Consider the following 16,319-nt stretch of genomic DNA (forward strand, 5'->3'; position numbering starts at 1 on the left):
GACAAGTGCTTAGCCAAACATGATCATGGCGATCCCTGCGACAGCAGATAAGGTACCTAGCCAAATTTTAAAGGTGGGCGGATTTCCTCTTAACCAGGCGATAGGTAGGGCGAATAATGGACTGGTCGCCATCAGCGTTTGGGCGACAGCGGCATTGGCATATTTCAGCGATACTTGTTGCAACCAAATGGCCAAAAACGTGCCAACGACGATGGCGACGGTTAGTATCGCGCTGTTTCGCATATCCATCGCTAACAGGGGTTTTATCAACTGCTTATGGATCTCTTGGCGTAAGCCTAACAATAGAGCGATCACTAAGGTACCGGCAACTAGTCTTATCAGTGCCCCCCACAGTGGCGCGACATCAGCATCAACCAAGGCATAGTGTGAAAGTAACACCCCCACCGCCTGACAAACAGCCGCCAATGCACCGTAAAAAAGGCCTTTTTTGCATATCGATGGTTCATTGTCATCGTGGCTTTGCTGCCTCAGCACATAGATGACCCCCGTGAGTGTGACTAGCATACCCAAAGCAGCGGTCACGGTGATTGCTTCGTTGAGGACCAACAGCGCTAATACGCCGGTGAGGGGAGGCGCCAGCGATTCCATGAGCAATACTTTCCTGGGGCCCATGCGCCGTAGCGCTGCGAAGTAGGCTGTATCACCAATCGCAATACCTATCACGCCACTGATGATGAGCCAACCCCATGCGCTGCCACTTGGTATGCCGACAGAGGCATCACTGAGCAGGAGAGCAATGAGTAGCAGAAGCGACGCGATGACGCCCTTGATAACGTTGAGGGGCATGGCGCCAAAACGCTGACTGCAGTGGCTGTAGATCCAGGTTGCGATCGCCCAGAATAGGGCGGCGGTTAATGCAGCTATTTCACCTGTAAAAGCAACCATGGCGTAAGTGGAACTCCAGACAGTAAAACGCCGCAGACGCGAAAAGCGAGCTGCGGCGTTAAATCAGATCAACGGGCTAGCGGTTATGCGTCAGCGCGAGACTCTTGATTGCGTGGACGCGGACGTGGTGCGCCACCTGTGTCAGCGCTAATACCCATCGGCTTATTGCGTACCCGTGCATTCGACAACTGACTGAACACTTCCGCTGGCATGCCACTTGGCAGTTGTACAGTGCTGTGTCCATCAAACAAACGGATAGCGCCAATGTTACCACTGTCGATAGAAGCTTCGTTGGCAATAGCGCCGACGATATCTTTCACCTGTACACCATGGTCACGACCAACGGCTAAGCGATAGGTTTTCCAATCGATGTCGTTACGACGACCTTGGCCTTGACGAGCGCGAGGTGGACGATCACCACCGCGGTCATTGCGATCAAAGCGCTGGCCACCGCGTTCGTTACGGCCACGGCCATTCCGCTGACCACCACGGTCGTTACGGTCAAAGCGATCATTACGACCACGAGTATCACGTTGCGGGCGCTCTGGATCAGGCTTAGGTTGCAGTGGACGCTTCTGCTGATACTTGTAGAGCAACGCTGCGGCAAGATCTAAAACAGAAGTTTCAGATTGCTCGGCCATGGCGTTGATCATTTCGCGCATCGCTTCCAGGTTTGGATTGTCGACTAGCTTGGTCAGCTCTTCGCGACACTTCTCTTGGCGATGTGCGCCTAGTTCTACTGGGCTTGGCAGCTCCATGCTTTCGATGTCACCACCGGTTGCACGCATATAGTGGCGCAGCAGGTAACGCTCGCGAGGGCGAACAAACAATAAGGCTTCGCCACTGCGACCAGCACGGCCAGTACGACCGATACGGTGAACATAAGATTCGTGATCGTCAGGCAGATCGAAGTTCAATACGTGTGAGATACGGGGTACATCAAGGCCGCGTGCAACAACGTCAGTTGCTACCAAGATATTGATCTTGCCTTCTTTCAGTTGGTTAACTGTACGCTCACGCATCTGCTGGTTCATATCACCATTAAGTGCAGATGCTTTGAAACCTTGTGATTCCAAACGCTCAGCCAACTCTACGGTATCGTTACGAGTTCGAACGAACACCAACATGGCGTCGTATTCGACTGTTTCAACTAAACGCTCTAGTGCGGTCAGTTTGTTGATACCACGAACTTCCCAGGCGCGCTGGCGAATGTTCGCTTTCTTGGTTTCGCTCACGGCAATTTTGACGTGGGCTGGGTTTTTCAGGAAGCGTTCAGTGATCTTGCGGATCGCTGGGGGCATGGTGGCAGAGAACAACGCCATCTGCGTAGTTTCTGGCACGTGGCTCATGATCCACTCTACGTCTTCCAGGAAGCCCATGTTGAGCATCTCATCAGCTTCGTCGAGAACAAGTGTTTTCAGATCATCAAATTTGATACGACCGCGACGGATGTGATCCATCAAACGACCAGGGGTAGCAACGATAACCTGTGGGCCACGCTCCAGTTCAGCTAACTGAGGACCGTATGATTGGCCACCATAAACAGTCGCAACACGAAGGCCACGCATATGCTTGGCGAAGCTTTCAATCGCTTCAGCTACCTGAATAGCCAGTTCGCGAGTTGGTGCTAAGACCATTAATTGGGTTTTACGTACGCTAGGGTCGATTAAAGCAAGTGCGGGTAAACCGAACGCAGCGGTTTTACCGGTACCGGTTTGTGCTTCGCCCAGCAGATCGCGACCTTCGAGGAGGTGCGGGATAGCTTCAAGCTGGATCGGAGTAGGTGTTTTGAATCCAAGGCTGTCTAACGCACTAGACAAGTTTTCTGGGAGATTGAGTACAGCGAAGCCGCTGTCAAGAGTTTCAACTTCTGACATTTCACATTCTTCATATTGGGCAAGCGGCGCGGCGTTCATCTCGAAACATCATCGAGCACGGCGCATGCGAATCACTAATACGAGGTGACAGCCCTGAAGAATTGTAGTTTCGCCATGAACTCACGCGGCGAAAACAGGCGCTACGACCTCAAACACACCAAAGAACAGAATTAACCACTCTTGGTAAGGAGGCGGCATGATACATGGATCACAAAATTATGCAATAGCGATTAAAAAATAACCAATCCTTACATTTGGACTAAACAGTTTAAGAGAGCTAATGGTGAAACAGGCTAAATCCAGACTTTCCTTAGTGGTTCTGCTGTTCTGCAGGGGCAACAGTCTCTATAATGCGTGCCTCAAATAATGTAAGCGGACAAAGAGATGACTCAGTGGACCCCTAGCAGCTGGCGCGATAAGCCAGTGCAGCAGTTGCCTCAGTATCCTGATACTGAAGCGTTGGCACGTGTTGAGAAGGAATTGGCTGACCAACCACCGTTGGTGTTTGCTGGTGAAGCGCGCGCTTTAAAAGCAGACCTCGCCCGTGTTGGCCGTGGTGAAGCCTTTTTACTGCAGGGTGGCGATTGCGCTGAAAGTTTTGCTGAGTTTAGAACCAGTCATATTCGCGATACGTTTAAAGTGTTACTGCAGATGGCTGTGGTGCTGACATTCAGTGCGAAAAGCCCCGTAGTTAAGATCGGACGGATCGCTGGACAGTTTGCTAAGCCGCGTTCAGCGGACAGTGAAACCATTGATGGTGTGACATTACCGTCGTATCGTGGCGATATCATCAATGATATTGCGTTCACTAGCGCATCACGGGTGCCCGATCCTGAGCGTATGTTGAAGGCGTACCAGCAATCGACTTCAACTTTGAATCTGTTACGTGCTTTTGCCCAAGGGGGCTTGGCAGATCTGCATCAGGTACAGCGCTGGAATCTCGACTTTATCGAAAAGAGCCCGCTGGGAGATCGCTACAAGCATCTGGCAGATCGCATTGACGAATCCCTCGAATTTATGGCTGCCTGTGGCATCAATGGCAACACCACGCCGCAGTTGCATGAGACCACTCTATATACCTCTCATGAGGCGCTGTTATTGCCTTATGAGCAGGCATTGACCCGCAAAGATCATTTGACCGGGGAATGGTACGACTGTGCAGCACATATGCTCTGGGTTGGCGATCGTACCCGTCAGCCTGATGGGGCTCATTTGGAATTTTGTCGCGGTATTAATAACCCGATCGGTCTAAAAGCTGGACCCAGCACTAAGATCGAAGATCTATTGCGCAACATCGATATTATTAACCCGAATAACGAAGAGGGGCGCTTGAACCTTATCGTACGCATGGGTGCGGACAACGTTGGTGCTCATTTGCCGGAGTTAATTCGTGCCGTGCAACGGGAAGGGAAGAACGTGGTGTGGAGCTGTGATCCTATGCATGGCAACACCATTAAGTCGTCTACCGGTTATAAGACGCGTCGGGTTGAGGATGTGTTGAAAGAGGTGCAAAGCTTCTTCGAGATCCATGGTGCTGAAGGCTCTGTGGCGGGCGGTGTGCATTTCGAAATGACCGGCCGTAACGTGACAGAGTGTACCGGCGGTGCATTCCAGATAACCGACCATGACTTGGCTGAGCGTTATCACACCTACTGCGATCCGCGTTTGAATGCTGATCAGGCGTTAGAGTTGGCGTTTATGATCGCCGATCATGTAAAAGCGGCACGTGCTGCGATTAAGTAGGATCCGCTGACCCGGTTAGTTCTGCATTTCGTTGCAGCAATAAAAAAAGGAGCCATTGGCTCCTTTTTTTTTGCCTGAAATATAGGTTGTTAACGAGTGCGATGTGCTCGCGGGGTTAGCGTTGTCTATCTTTATTAGATGCATTAGTTACAGTCTTTGCGGCACTTTCGTGGCTATTGTCGATGTCTGAATCGACCTCGTCGTAGTTGAATTTTCCGAGTAAAAGATTGTAGAGACACATCAATATGCCATATAGCGAAACGAAGCCAGCGCCTAGTGTGGCAATTCCCTGAAGTGCGATAATAAATGCCAGAAAGGCGACAACTGCGCCAATTAAAGCCATTTTGTATTTTCGCTTTTGATACGGGGAGAGTGTTTTTTTGTAACCAGACATAAACAGATCCTCCTTGAATTTGTCATTTCTACTTGGCGATCACCTGCTTGATAAAGGGTAGCATGTGGGTGGCAATGATTGGTTGCGCGTCTGCTGCCGGATGAATACCATCGGCTTGCATCAGCGCTGGGTTTTCTGCGACAGCAGGTAAAAAGCTGGGAACAAGTGTAATTTGATGTGTTTCGGCCAAGCGATGGTAGATCGCTTGAAACGCCGCTGTGTAGCGCTTTCCATAGTTTGGTGGCAGTAGGATCTCAACTAACAGCGGGGTTGCCCCTGCGGCTTTCGATGCGGTAATCAATTGTGCTAGCTGTTGTTCTGTATGTTGCAGATCAAACCCACGTAAGCCATCGTTTCCGCCCAGCTCTATGATGACAACATCTGGCTGGTGCTTGGTAAGGAGATCTGGCAGCCGGCGTAATCCGCCGTCGCTGGTATCGCCGGTGATGCTGGCGTTGACCACGCTAGTTTTGTTACCTTCGGCAATTAACCGGTCACTCAATAAGTGTACCCAACCCTGTTCAATCGACATGCCATAGGCCGCGCTGAGACTGTCACCCAGAACAATAATGGTCGATTTCTCTTGGGCATACGTATAGGCAGGCAAAGCAAAAATAAGTATGAGGAAAAAAGCGCTAATGCGAGACGAAACAGCGTTAAACATGATTGAATTCCAACAAGTCAGTTATACAGTTGACGGCCCTGAAGGCAGCCTCTCCATCCTCGATGGTGTGTCGTTACAAGTCAAGCAGGGTGAAACGGTCGCCATTATCGGGCCGTCTGGCGCGGGTAAGAGTTCATTACTCTCTTTAGCCGCCGGGCTCGAGCGCGTTTCGGCAGGAGAAGTGTCGGTGGCGGGGCAGAGCATCACTAATATCTCCGAATCAGCTTTAGCAGCAATGCGTGCTGAGCATATTGGTTTTGTTTTCCAATCATTTTTGCTTATCCCCGAGTTAACGGCGGTTGAGAACCTGACGGTGCCCTCGCAGCTGTGCGGAAAGATACTCGCCAAAGGTGAGGCTGAAGGGATGTTGGAGAAGGTTGGCCTTGCGCAAAGGGCGCGCCACTATCCACAACAGATGTCGGGCGGTGAGCAACAGCGTCTGGCGATCGCTCGCGCATTTGTCCATCAACCTAACATTCTGCTTGCAGATGAGCCGACAGGTAATCTGGATCGTGCCAACGGTGAGCACATCAGTGAGTTGCTGTTTGAGCTAAATGAAGCGCAAGGAACCACACTTTTGCTTGTGACCCACGATGAGGCGTTAGCAGCAAAGTGTCAGCGGGTACTTAGGCTCACCAATGGCCAATTGGAGGTCGTGAAGCAATGAGTTTGCTGGCAAACAGCTTAAATATGCTTAAAGGGGAGCGCAGAGGTGCGTCGCTCTATCTTTGGTGGATATCCCTAGCCGCGGCGGTGGCAATCCTGTTCTGGTTCTTGGCTCTCAGCCAGCGTATCGAGGTGTTTTTACAACGTTCCACTTCTGGTTTCTTAGCCGCCGATATTGTCCTCTCTGCACCGCAACCGGTTGACCAGTCATGGTTAGATGATGCCCACTTAAGGGGGCTGAACAGTACCCAGATGTTGCGTTTTTCTACCATGATGTTCGCTGGAGACCGCTTGCAGTTGTCATCAGTGAAAGCGGTAGCTCATGGTTACCCACTCCGGGGTGAACTCCGCATCAGCGATACCATTGGCAGCGAAGGCTACTGGGTGACGCATGGCCCCGAGCAAGGCACGGTTTGGTTGAGTGAAACGCTGGCGCTACAGCTGTCAGTTGCTGTGGGAGAGCGTGTTGAAGTTGGCGATACTGAATTGACTTTCAGCCACTACTTGCTGGAGCAACCGGATGTTGCTTTTGGGGTGTTTAGCTCGTCGCCTCCGAGCTTAATCCACCTCGACGATGTTGCAAGAAGCGGTGTTATAAGGCCGGGTAGCCGCGTTAATTACCGTTATCTATTTAGTGGCGATTCACAGCGCGTTGATGACTGGTACCGGTGGCTCAAGCAGAACAAAAAAGAGCGCCACACCCTGACCTCGTTAGTTGATAGCGAATCCAATTTGGGGGATGCCTATCAACGGGCACAACAGGTGCTATTTTTGGCCATGGTGTCAGCATTAGCGCTGACCCTGATCGCGATGTGGTCTTCGTTACAGTCCTATGCCGGCCCATTAACTCGGCGGATCGGTGTACTGCGGATATTGGGTGCTTCTCAACGTTTGTTATTGGCGCAGTTTGGCCTGCACTTAGGTATCACTGTATTTGCAGGGGTTGCGTTTGGGTTATTGGTTGGTAGTGGTCTTGATTATATGGCTGCTCAGCAGATGGCCTCTTTTGCGCCGCTGTTAGCCGAACAATCCATCGGCGTGCGGCCATACTTGTTGGCTGCGCTCAGTGGGGTTGTGGCTTGCGTTTGCTTGTTGGCACCTCTGCTGGCTTACCTGTTCCGTGTTGGACCACGTCAACTACTGGAATCTGCGGAGCGCGCCCCCAAGGCGCCAGCTGTGAAAGGCGGTGTGTTACTCGGGGTCGGTTTTGTACTGTTAACCGGATTAGTGAGTGGTTGGTTAAATCTGCTACTTATGCTTGGGTTAATCATCGTTTTAACGCTGTTGAGCAGTGGTGTTCTGCTATTGGTCGAACGAATTCGTGTACCGGCGCAGATGAAAACATTGCACTTGGCAATGTTGCTATTGGTGCGGCAACGGGTTCGAGTGACGATCCAGATGGTCGGCTTAACTCTTGCCATTGCACTGACTTTGGCGATGGTATTTGTGCGTTCAGATCTTATTGATGAATGGCAACGCCTGGTACCAGAGCAAACGGCTAATTTCTTTTTGGTTAATGTAAACCCAGATGAGCGCACTGTGCTGGCGCAGCAGATCACCAACCAGAAAGGACGCTTAAGCGGTTTTTATCCCATTATTCGTGGCCGCTTAACTAGCATTAATGGTGAAAAGGTGGTCGATGATCGTGATGGCAAAGTCGCCATAAAAGAGCAGCAAGGACGACGTCGAGGGATCAATAGAGAGTTGAACCTGACCTGGACTGATACATTACCTGAAGATAATGTAATCGAAGCGGGTGACTGGCAGAAAACCGTCAACGGCGAAGGTTTATCTGTTGAAGAGGGTATGGCTAAGCGGCTCGAACTTGAATTGGGTGATCGGCTTACTTTTGTTGTTACCGGTGGCGAGATATCTCTACCGATCACTAGCATACGTTCATTAGACTGGAAATCGATGCGTCCGAACTTTTTTGTGATCTTCCCAAAAAGTAGTTTGGATGCTTATGCACATACTTATATTACCAGCTTCTACTTGCCGTATGAGAGTAGGGATTGGTTGTATACCAATATGCGGCAATATCCCGCTGTGAGCTTGATTGATATTGAGCAAATATTAGCGAAATTTGCCGGCTATCTAGTGCAGATCGTGCAAGTGGTGACCGTGCTAGTGGTGTTGGTGTTAATAACAGCGTTACTGGTGACGGCTTCGTTGGTGATGGGGAGTTTTGTCCGCCGCCACCGTGAACTGCATATTTATCGCATACTTGGTGCCAGTGATAGTGCCTTAAAACGTCTGTTGATGGCGGAGTTTGTTTTGGTTGGCATATTGGCTGGTGTGATTGCGTCGGTGATCGCAGAGGCGCTGTTAGGTGCGCAGGCCTTATGGATATTCGAACAATCTCCCCGCTGGCATGGGCAGTTGTGGTTGCTGGGACCTGTTGTCGGCATGTTGGCGACATTACCACTGGCGTTTTGGCTAACCAGTAGGTTGCTACGGGCGTCAAAATCGCGCGTGGCAACGCACTGACAACACTACTTTGTTTTAGGGCGAGCCAGTAGGCTCGCCAATGCCTCATCTAATCGGCTATGACAGAAATGAAAGCCATGCTCGTGTAGTCGTGATGGTACGACCCGTTGGCCGTAAATCAATAAATCGGCCATTTCGCCAAACAATAGGCGCAGTAAAAAGCGTGGTAATCTGAATTCCGCTGGACGTTCCAGCTGTTTACCTAGCGCATCGGTAAACTCCTGGTTAGTGCAGGGAGAGGGGGCGGTTAGATTAAAAACGCCGTTTGCTGTTGGGTGATCAAGTAAGAATATTATGGCTTTAACCATGTCGTTAATGTGGATCCACGACATGTACTGTTCGCCGGTGGCAAGCGGCCCGCCGAGCCCAAATCGAAATGGCGGTAGCATACGTTTCAGGGCACCGCCTTTGGTGCCAAGTACGATCCCCGTTCGCAATATACAGAGGCGGACATTGTCTGGCTTACCTTCCGCTAACTCTTCCCACCGTTGGCAGATCTGGTGGGAAAATTCGTCATGATGATCTGTAAACGATTCATCAATAGCCTCGTTGCCTTGACGCCCATAGATCCCTATCGCGGAGCCGCTCAGGAAAATGGATGGTGGGTTGTTGCTAGTGTGCATGAGCTGCACGAGCGTACTGGTAATGTGCCAACGACTGCCAGTAATTCTAGACTTCTGACTTTTACTCCAGCGCTTGTTGGCTATTGGTTCGCCGGCAAGGTTGATCACAGCATCAAATGGGTCAAGATCATTAAGTTCATTAAGGCTGGGGATGATCTTGACGTCGAAGCCAAGCTGTTTTTGTGCTGATGAGGGGTGGCGGCTTAACACTGTCACCTTATGCTGGTTTTTAAGGTGCTTGGTGAGTGCGCTGCCAATGAAGCCTGTGCCGCCAGTGATCAATATGTTCAATGAGGTCACCTATGCTGTGCAAAGTGATAACGGATTGTGTCACAAACGAAACCCGATAAACTATACACTATCCTCGGCAGGGCAGTAGGTCATCCTCCGAATTATCATTGGATGAAGAGTTGAGCTCGTAAGAGCCTCTTTCGCGACGATGATTGGCAAATTGCAGTATGACTAGCAAAGCACGGCTGACAGCCGCCATGGCAATACCGACGGCAACCATACGAGCGCCTGCCTGTAAGCTTTTGCTAGCCATTGTTTCTGTGGTCATTGTGTCGCTAAACATCGCCAGTGCGGTGGCTATAACACATAGGATCATCGACTTAATTAGACGGTCTGCAAAGGTGCGGTCTACGCTTTTTAGCCTTTGATAGCCGTGAATGGTAGCAATAAAAATAGCGCTCAATACTAAGGTCAACATTTTGACCTCCTTAAAACCCATGAATGCGATGCAATGTCATCTAATTCTGTAAGTTTACAACATTTTGATGACGAATTGGTGACAATATTAGCATGGATTGTACAAAAAATATCCTATATTCACTTTTAAAGCCTAAATCTGTGGAAAATGCTGAACGATTATTACATGGTCGAGGCCAGCTAACCGGTGGTGCAGAGTCGATTGCTATCGACTGGTATGCAAGCCATCTGTTGTTCACCTTTTATAGTGAAGTGAGTGACGATGATGTGAATACGCTTGTTGATGCGGTAGCGGATCAGTTTCGGCAATGGCAGATGCCTATCCAAGCTGTCCTTTGCCAACGTCGCTATTTAAAAGGTGCGCCAGTAGAGTGCCTGCATGGTGAGGTTTCACAGCCTTTATGGGTCACCGAACATGACCTGCAATACAAGGTCAATCTGCTTAACCATCAAAATCATGGCTTATTTTTAGATATGGCGGAAGGGCGGAAGTGGGTGTTGGAACATGCCAAAGCGCGTTCTGTTCTCAATCTATTCAGCTATACCTGTGGCTTTTCTGTTGCTGCACTAGCGGGTGGTGCAGACAGTGTGGTGAACTTGGATATGAGCAAAGGTTCACTGAGCGTCGGCAAGCAAAATCATGTAAAAAATGATCTGCATGGAGCAAGGTTCCTCGGACACGACCTTTTTAATAGTTGGGGAAAGCTAAAACGTTTCGGACCCTATGGTTTGATTATCGTTGATCCACCCTCTTTCCAAGGCAGTAGTTTCACTTTGGATAAACATTATCCGAAAGTAATTAGGCGGCTCAGTTCCTTGGCAGAAGAGGGAGCAGATATATTACTCTGTTTAAATGCGCCAGAAAAAGACAGTGAATATCTAACCGCGATGGTTGAAAAAGGTGCGCCTGACTTGAGCTTTGTGCAGCGTTTGCCTAACCCAGCAGCCTTTGCTGATCGTTTTCCTGAAAAGGCGCTCAAGGTTTTACATTACAGGTATGGTAGCTAATAGCAGATAGCTAACAGGCTCTCCTGTTAGCTATCACAGATCGTTAATCTCTTTCTTTAAATCATAGCTATCGTCGGTGACAATTTTTTCAACGACTTGTAGGCGCTGGTTTATTGCTTCAAGTGTTTCTTTATTCACATATTGCTTATAGATTGCCAGTTGGGTTTCAAGCATATCCACCCGCTGCTTTAACGCATTATGACGGCGGCCTCTGGCGCTGAACTGTGTTAAGGCCAAGTAAGCGAACACAATCGCCACCAAAACAACAATCATCATATTGCCACTCATTTGTTAACTCCTTAATTAGGGGGGCAGGGTTTAATTTTGCCCATCTAGTCAATCCAACTGTTATTGATCTTTATAGCAGCATACAAGCCTTGAATGCCAGCAAGCCAGTGAAAATTAAAGTGTTTATTAACAAAATAGTATCTATTTATTTCTAACATGTTGAAAGCGCCACGGATCTGAGAAGTGAGTCTGTTAAACTGAGTGATTGTAGTATTTTTTAGTCTTAACTGTTCAGGCGCTGTGCATCATAGGGAGAGATAACGTGGGTGGGATAAATCGCTGGTGGCTGTTGGTCGTGCTTCTTTTTCCGTTGGGATTATTGGCCACCCCGCTGGAGTCACAGGAGCAGCTAGAGCCGGAAAAAGCGTTAGGATTAAGTGCGAAAACAACAGCGCGCGGCAGTAGCGTTGCGGTTGCCACGGCGAATAAGCACGCCAGTGAAGCAGCGATGGCTATGCTAAAAGCGGGCGGCAGTGCCGTGGATGCAGCTATTGCAGCGCAGATGGTATTGACCCTAGTTGAGCCGCAATCATCCGGCATTGGTGGTGGCGCATTCATGCTGCACTACGATGCTAAAGAAGGTGCCTTGACCAGCCTAGATGGTCGGGAAAGCGCCCCGCAAGCAGCGACGCCTGATATGTTTCTACTGCCAGATGGTAAGCCAATGGCGTGGAAGGATGCCTTGGTGGGCGGGCGCTCGGTTGGTGTCCCTGGTGTGGTCGCCATGCTGAAAATGGCTCATGACAAGCATGGCGTGTTGCCGTGGAAAGTGTTGTTCGAGCCCGCAATCAAGCAAGCAAAAGAGGGCTTCATTGTCTCTCCCAGATTAGCTAAATTGGTGGCAGCCAATATTAATCCTGGCATGGGATTGTTTGAATCGAACAAGGCCTATTTTTTCCCTGATGGTAAACCGATAGCTGAGGGTAGCTTATTGGTTAATCAGCCGCTGGCAGATACGTTGACGGCGATTGCCGAGTTTGGGCCGAAAGCATTTTACCAAGGTGAGCTGGCTCGCCGCATCGCCTATGTGGTAAACAATGCCAAGGTTAACCCAGGGTTACTGAGCGAAAAGGATTTAAATCATTATACCGCGCTGGAACGAACACCTATCTGTGGTCTGTATCGAGGCTATAAAGTTTGCGGCATGGCACCACCGAGCTCCGGTGGCGTGGCGGTTCTACAGTTACTTAAACTGTTAGAAGGAAGCGATTTACAGGCCCTAAAGCCGACTTCTGCTGATGCTGTTCATCTGTTTACTCAAGCATCTAAGTTAGCATTTGCAGATCGCAATATTTATATGGCTGATAGCGATTTCGTCGCTGTACCGGTTTCTGAGATGCTGGATGATAGGTATATCAAATTGCGCCAAGGCTTAATTACAGGCCGCGATGACGGGGTGGTTGAAGCCGGGCAGCCGGTCGACTACCTGAGAGCTTTGGATGCAAGTCCCGAATTTGAGAGTACTAGTCACCTTTCTATCGTTGATAAGCGTGGTAATGCAGTATCGATGACGACGAGTATTGAAATGGGTTTTGGCTCTTCACTGATGGTCGCAGGCTTTTTACTTAATAACCAGTTAACCGACTTTTCGCTGCAACCTACACGTGGCGCATTGCCGGTGGCTAATCGTATTGAACCAGGTAAAAGGCCAAGAAGCTCAATGGCACCGACGATGGTGTTTAGACCGGATGGCCGCCTCTGGTTGGTTATCGGCTCACCGGGCGGAAGTCGGATTATTGACTACGTTGCCTGGAGCCTATTGGCGCGTATTGATTGGGACATGGCTTTACAGCAAGCGATTGACTTCCCGCGCGTCACTAACAGAAACGATTACACTGCGCTGGAAAAGGGTACTGAAATTGCTCTACTAAAAAAAGCCTTAGAGGTGAGAGGACATAGAGTGAGACTGATTGATCTTAATAGTGGTATCCATGCTATTGAGGTAGGAGACACCTTTATTGACGCAGCAGCGGACCCGCGGCGGGAAGGGTTAGCGTTGGCAGAATAGTGCCTGAGTCAGCAATGGCTAGCGTTAATTACGTTAGCCATTGGTCATGAATATATCTGGCTTGATTGATTCTACGTACCATTCAAGACCTTTCTTAACAACAATGACTGTGCGCTCATCCTCTCGAACACCACCGTCTATTTTTCCTTTAAAGTGCACGGTTACTTGTGCTTGGGTAGCTACTTTACGGAAAAAATCGGCATCCGTGTCGCTAAGTGTTAGTTCAACGTCATTCATTGACAGCCCAACCACATGGCGTTTGACGGAATGTGCTGAGCGATAATGAACTAACAGCTCGGCCAACTCCGGCATGCAGTATTTGGTAGCCTCGTTTACGTCAGCGCGAATGTAGATAGCAGCAAAGAAATCAATAGCCGCCTGTTCAGGCGTACTGACTTTCTCCTCACAGCCAGTTAGCAGTAAAAAGGCACACAGCAAAGAGATAAGAGCGTTAATACGACGTGCTTTCATTTTCATCACATTTAATTTTTTTCACAGTCTATAGTGCATAAATCATTTTCATAGGTCAAAACATACCAATGATTACGCTATGCATCACATAACTGAATAATCGTATTTCGTTAAGCAGATAACTAACCCATTATTAATTCAACAAGTTTATCTGATTATCTAGGTGGCTTTTGAAGGAACTGCTAAGTAATCTACTTTCTTCCTTGATGGGGCGGGTTCGCGATCTGCTTCCAATTGTCATCGTTGTCGCTTTTTTCCAATTGGTTGTGCTGCAACAACCGTTACCTAATTTCTCCGAAATTCTTATAGGTTTGCTGCTAGTTGTGGCTGGACTGGCGTTCTTTATTCGCGGCTTGGAAATTGGTCTTTTCCCTCTGGGGGAAAATCTCGCCCATGCCTTTGCGCAGAAGGGTAATGTCTGGCTGCTTTTAGCATTCGCGTTTTGTTTAGGTTTTGGTACCACCGTTGCTGAACCCGCGCTGATTGCCGTGGCCGATGAAGCGGCGGAGGTTGCGGCTGAAGGCGACATGATTGCTCGCACCGAGGAAGCGATGGAGTCTTATGCCGATGGCCTTAGGCTCACGGTTGCTTTGTCTGTAGGCGTCGCGATTGTGATAGGTGTATTGCGGATCCTTAGGGGGTGGCCGATCCATTTGATGATCACCGGTGGTTATATCTTGGTGCTGATCACGACGGTTTTTGCGCCGAGAGAGATTATTGGGATCGCCTATGACTCTGGCGGCGTCACCACATCAACGATTACTGTCCCTTTGGTGACCGCATTAGGTGTCGGGCTATCCAGTGTGATTAAAGGGCGTAATCCCATGCTGGATGGTTTTGGTTTGATTGCGTTCGCGTCGCTGACACCGATGATATTTGTGATGATATACGGGATGTTGATATGAGTGGCTTGTTACTAGAACTACTCTATAGCACGGCTAATACGATGCTTGATGTGTTGCCTATCATTACCATCATCTTGGTTTTTCAATTGGTGCTGTTACGACGGCCCATCCCACGAACTAAGCGTGTGATGCTTGGCTTTGTTTACGTGATTATTGGCTTAAGCTTGTTTTTGGTTGGGTTAGAAAAAGCGCTATTTCCGCTTGGCGAGTTAATGGCAAAGCAGTTAACGCGTCCAGAGTTTATCTACACTCACGCCCACGAGTTAGACCTTCACGTTGATTGGAAAGATTACTACTGGATTTATATCTTCGCTGCGGCAATTGGCTTTAGCACGACAATTGCCGAGCCTAGCTTAATCGCGGTGGCGATTAAAGCCCACGAGGTTTCTGGCGGCGCGATTGGTGTTTGGGGGTTAAGGGTTGCCGTTGCGTTAGGGGTGGCTATCGGCATTAGCTTGGGAAGTTACCGTATTGTGGTGGGCGACCCTCTGCACTTCTATATTTTGGCAGGGTACGTCGTGGTAGTGATCCAGACCTTCGTGGCGCCTAAGTTGATTATTCCATTGGCTTACGATTCCGGTGGCGTCACTACTTCAACCGTAACGGTACCGCTAGTGGCCGCGTTAGGGTTGGGATTGGCTGAAACAGTACCAGGACGTAATCCGTTGATCGATGGCTTTGGTCTGATCGCTTTTGCCAGCCTATTTCCCATTATTACTGTAATGGCGTATGCGCAGCTTTCTGAATGGCAGGAACACCGCAAAGGTTCGCCAAAAAAACAGGAGCAAAATTAACATGCATTTCAAACTGATCATTGCTTTTGTCGAAGACGGATTAACTGAATCTATCATGGAAGCTGCTAGGGTCGCGGGGGCGACGGGCGCGACGGTGATAAATAATGCGAGAGGCGAAGGGTTAAGCAAGCATAAGACATTTTTTGGGCTTGATCTTGAAACCCAGCGCGATGTTTTACTCTTTCTCGTTGAAGAGCATCTTTCCAGAAAAGTATTAGAAAAGATCTCTGAACTAGGACGATTTGACGCAACTAAAGGGGCAGGGATCGCAATCCAGTTAGACGTAGAAGATGCCGTTGGCGTTGCCCATCAGGTTGCTGCACTTAAGAAACAGGTGGAGGAAACACTATGACTATTCGGCGAGTACCGGTGAAACAAGTAATGGTCGACAAATTTGAATTAGTGGATGGCTTGATCACGGTCGAAGCAGCGCTGCAGTTAATTGGTGATAAGGGGCTTGAAGCACTAATTATTGATAAACGAGATGAACATGACGAATTTGGCATGGTACTGCTTTCCGATATTGCAAAGCAGGTTATTGCGAAAGACAAATCGCCTGCGAGGGTCAATCTGTATGAGATCATGGCTAAGCCTGTAGTGTCTGTTAGCTCAGGCATGGATGTCAGGTATTGTGCTCGCTTGTTCGATAGCTTTGGGATCCATCGTGCTCCGGTGATCGATGAAGGGCGGGTGTTAGGTGTCGTCAGTTACAACAACATTGTTATTAAAGGTTTTGCGCTTAATGGCTCTTAATAGTCTTACTTTTATGTAATCTCT

General features: G+C 49.1%; 17 protein-coding genes. 9 read left to right on the forward strand and 8 right to left on the reverse strand.

Annotated elements, in window-relative coordinates:
- Positions 1 to 9: 9 nt before the first annotated feature.
- The gene (locus EXY25_RS01720) at positions 10 to 906 is read right to left on the reverse strand and encodes a DMT family transporter (RefSeq protein ID WP_130565504.1); all 897 of its coding nucleotides are present in this window, start codon (positions 904 to 906) and stop codon (positions 10 to 12) included.
- 83 nt (positions 907 to 989) lie between these two features.
- Positions 990 to 2,783, reverse strand: coding sequence for a DEAD/DEAH box helicase (locus EXY25_RS01725; RefSeq protein ID WP_114336868.1), 1,794 nt, complete (start codon positions 2,781 to 2,783; stop codon positions 990 to 992).
- A gap of 384 nt (positions 2,784 to 3,167) precedes the next feature.
- On the opposite strand from EXY25_RS01725, the gene EXY25_RS01730 reads away from it, so the two are divergent.
- Entirely contained in the window at positions 3,168 to 4,526 is a 1,359-nt protein-coding gene (locus EXY25_RS01730) for a class II 3-deoxy-7-phosphoheptulonate synthase (RefSeq protein WP_114336765.1), read from the forward strand.
- A 115-nt stretch (positions 4,527 to 4,641) separates the two neighbouring features.
- On the opposite strand, the gene EXY25_RS01735 is transcribed toward EXY25_RS01730, so the two are convergent.
- A complete protein-coding gene (locus EXY25_RS01735) occupies positions 4,642 to 4,920 on the reverse strand; it encodes a hypothetical protein (protein WP_130565505.1) in 279 nt (92 codons plus the stop codon).
- Between the two features lie 28 nt (positions 4,921 to 4,948).
- Positions 4,949 to 5,584 carry an arylesterase gene (locus EXY25_RS01740; protein WP_114336763.1) on the reverse strand — a complete coding sequence of 212 codons (636 nt, stop codon included), beginning with the start codon at positions 5,582 to 5,584 and terminating at the stop codon, positions 4,949 to 4,951.
- Between EXY25_RS01740 and EXY25_RS01745 the strand changes: the two genes are divergently transcribed.
- Both EXY25_RS01745 and EXY25_RS01750 read left to right on the forward strand, forming a co-directional pair.
- Complete coding sequence (locus EXY25_RS01745) at positions 5,559 to 6,251, forward strand: ABC transporter ATP-binding protein (RefSeq protein WP_130565506.1); 693 nt, start codon at positions 5,559 to 5,561, stop codon at positions 6,249 to 6,251. The two genes, EXY25_RS01740 and EXY25_RS01745, sit on opposite strands and share 26 nt — an antisense overlap.
- Positions 6,248 to 8,737, forward strand: a complete 2,490-nt coding sequence (locus EXY25_RS01750; protein ID WP_130565507.1) for an ABC transporter permease — start codon at positions 6,248 to 6,250, stop codon at positions 8,735 to 8,737. Before EXY25_RS01745 ends, EXY25_RS01750 begins: the two co-directional genes overlap by 4 nt.
- 5 nt (positions 8,738 to 8,742) lie before the next feature.
- On the opposite strand, the gene EXY25_RS01755 is transcribed toward EXY25_RS01750, so the two are convergent.
- Together EXY25_RS01755 and EXY25_RS01760 are read right to left on the reverse strand one after the other, a co-directional pair.
- Complete coding sequence (locus EXY25_RS01755; RefSeq protein WP_342771973.1) at positions 8,743 to 9,660, reverse strand: TIGR01777 family oxidoreductase; 918 nt, start codon at positions 9,658 to 9,660, stop codon at positions 8,743 to 8,745.
- A gap of 58 nt (positions 9,661 to 9,718) precedes the next feature.
- Positions 9,719 to 10,069 (reverse strand): hypothetical protein, encoded by a 351-nt coding sequence (locus EXY25_RS01760; RefSeq protein ID WP_130565509.1) that lies wholly within the window; start codon positions 10,067 to 10,069, stop codon positions 9,719 to 9,721.
- A gap of 140 nt (positions 10,070 to 10,209) precedes the next feature.
- Between EXY25_RS01760 and EXY25_RS01765 the strand changes: the two genes are divergently transcribed.
- Positions 10,210 to 11,076, forward strand: coding sequence for a class I SAM-dependent methyltransferase (locus tag EXY25_RS01765; protein ID WP_246019474.1), 867 nt, complete (start codon positions 10,210 to 10,212; stop codon positions 11,074 to 11,076).
- Positions 11,077 to 11,109: 33 nt separating this feature from the next.
- Here EXY25_RS01765 and EXY25_RS01770 read toward each other — a convergent pair whose 3' ends face one another.
- Positions 11,110 to 11,364, reverse strand: coding sequence for a hypothetical protein (locus EXY25_RS01770; RefSeq protein WP_130565511.1), 255 nt, complete (start codon positions 11,362 to 11,364; stop codon positions 11,110 to 11,112).
- Between the two features lie 262 nt (positions 11,365 to 11,626).
- On the opposite strand from EXY25_RS01770, the gene ggt reads away from it, so the two are divergent.
- On the forward strand, positions 11,627 to 13,372 hold the full coding sequence (gene ggt, locus EXY25_RS01775) for a gamma-glutamyltransferase (RefSeq protein WP_246019475.1): 1,746 nt from the start codon (positions 11,627 to 11,629) through the stop codon (positions 13,370 to 13,372).
- Between the two features lie 33 nt (positions 13,373 to 13,405).
- On the opposite strand, the gene EXY25_RS01780 is transcribed toward ggt, so the two are convergent.
- A complete protein-coding gene (locus EXY25_RS01780; RefSeq protein WP_114336756.1) occupies positions 13,406 to 13,843 on the reverse strand; it encodes a hypothetical protein in 438 nt (145 codons plus the stop codon).
- Between the two features lie 206 nt (positions 13,844 to 14,049).
- On the opposite strand from EXY25_RS01780, the gene EXY25_RS01785 reads away from it, so the two are divergent.
- From EXY25_RS01785 to EXY25_RS01800, 4 genes are read left to right on the forward strand one after another with little or no spacing between them, the layout of a single operon-like run.
- Complete coding sequence (locus EXY25_RS01785) at positions 14,050 to 14,748, forward strand: DUF1538 domain-containing protein (RefSeq protein WP_114336755.1); 699 nt, start codon at positions 14,050 to 14,052, stop codon at positions 14,746 to 14,748.
- Positions 14,745 to 15,542 carry a DUF1538 domain-containing protein gene (locus EXY25_RS01790; RefSeq protein WP_130565512.1) on the forward strand — a complete coding sequence of 266 codons (798 nt, stop codon included), beginning with the start codon at positions 14,745 to 14,747 and terminating at the stop codon, positions 15,540 to 15,542. Before EXY25_RS01785 ends, EXY25_RS01790 begins: the two co-directional genes overlap by 4 nt.
- Before the next feature lies 1 nt (position 15,543).
- Positions 15,544 to 15,894 (forward strand): P-II family nitrogen regulator, encoded by a 351-nt coding sequence (locus tag EXY25_RS01795; protein ID WP_114336753.1) that lies wholly within the window; start codon positions 15,544 to 15,546, stop codon positions 15,892 to 15,894.
- Positions 15,891 to 16,295, forward strand: a complete 405-nt coding sequence (locus EXY25_RS01800) for a CBS domain-containing protein (protein ID WP_114336752.1) — start codon at positions 15,891 to 15,893, stop codon at positions 16,293 to 16,295. Before EXY25_RS01795 ends, EXY25_RS01800 begins: the two co-directional genes overlap by 4 nt.
- Positions 16,296 to 16,319 lie beyond the last annotated feature (24 nt).

The organism is Corallincola spongiicola, from assembly GCF_004284785.1.
GTDB lineage: Bacteria > Pseudomonadota > Gammaproteobacteria > Enterobacterales > Neiellaceae > Corallincola > Corallincola holothuriorum.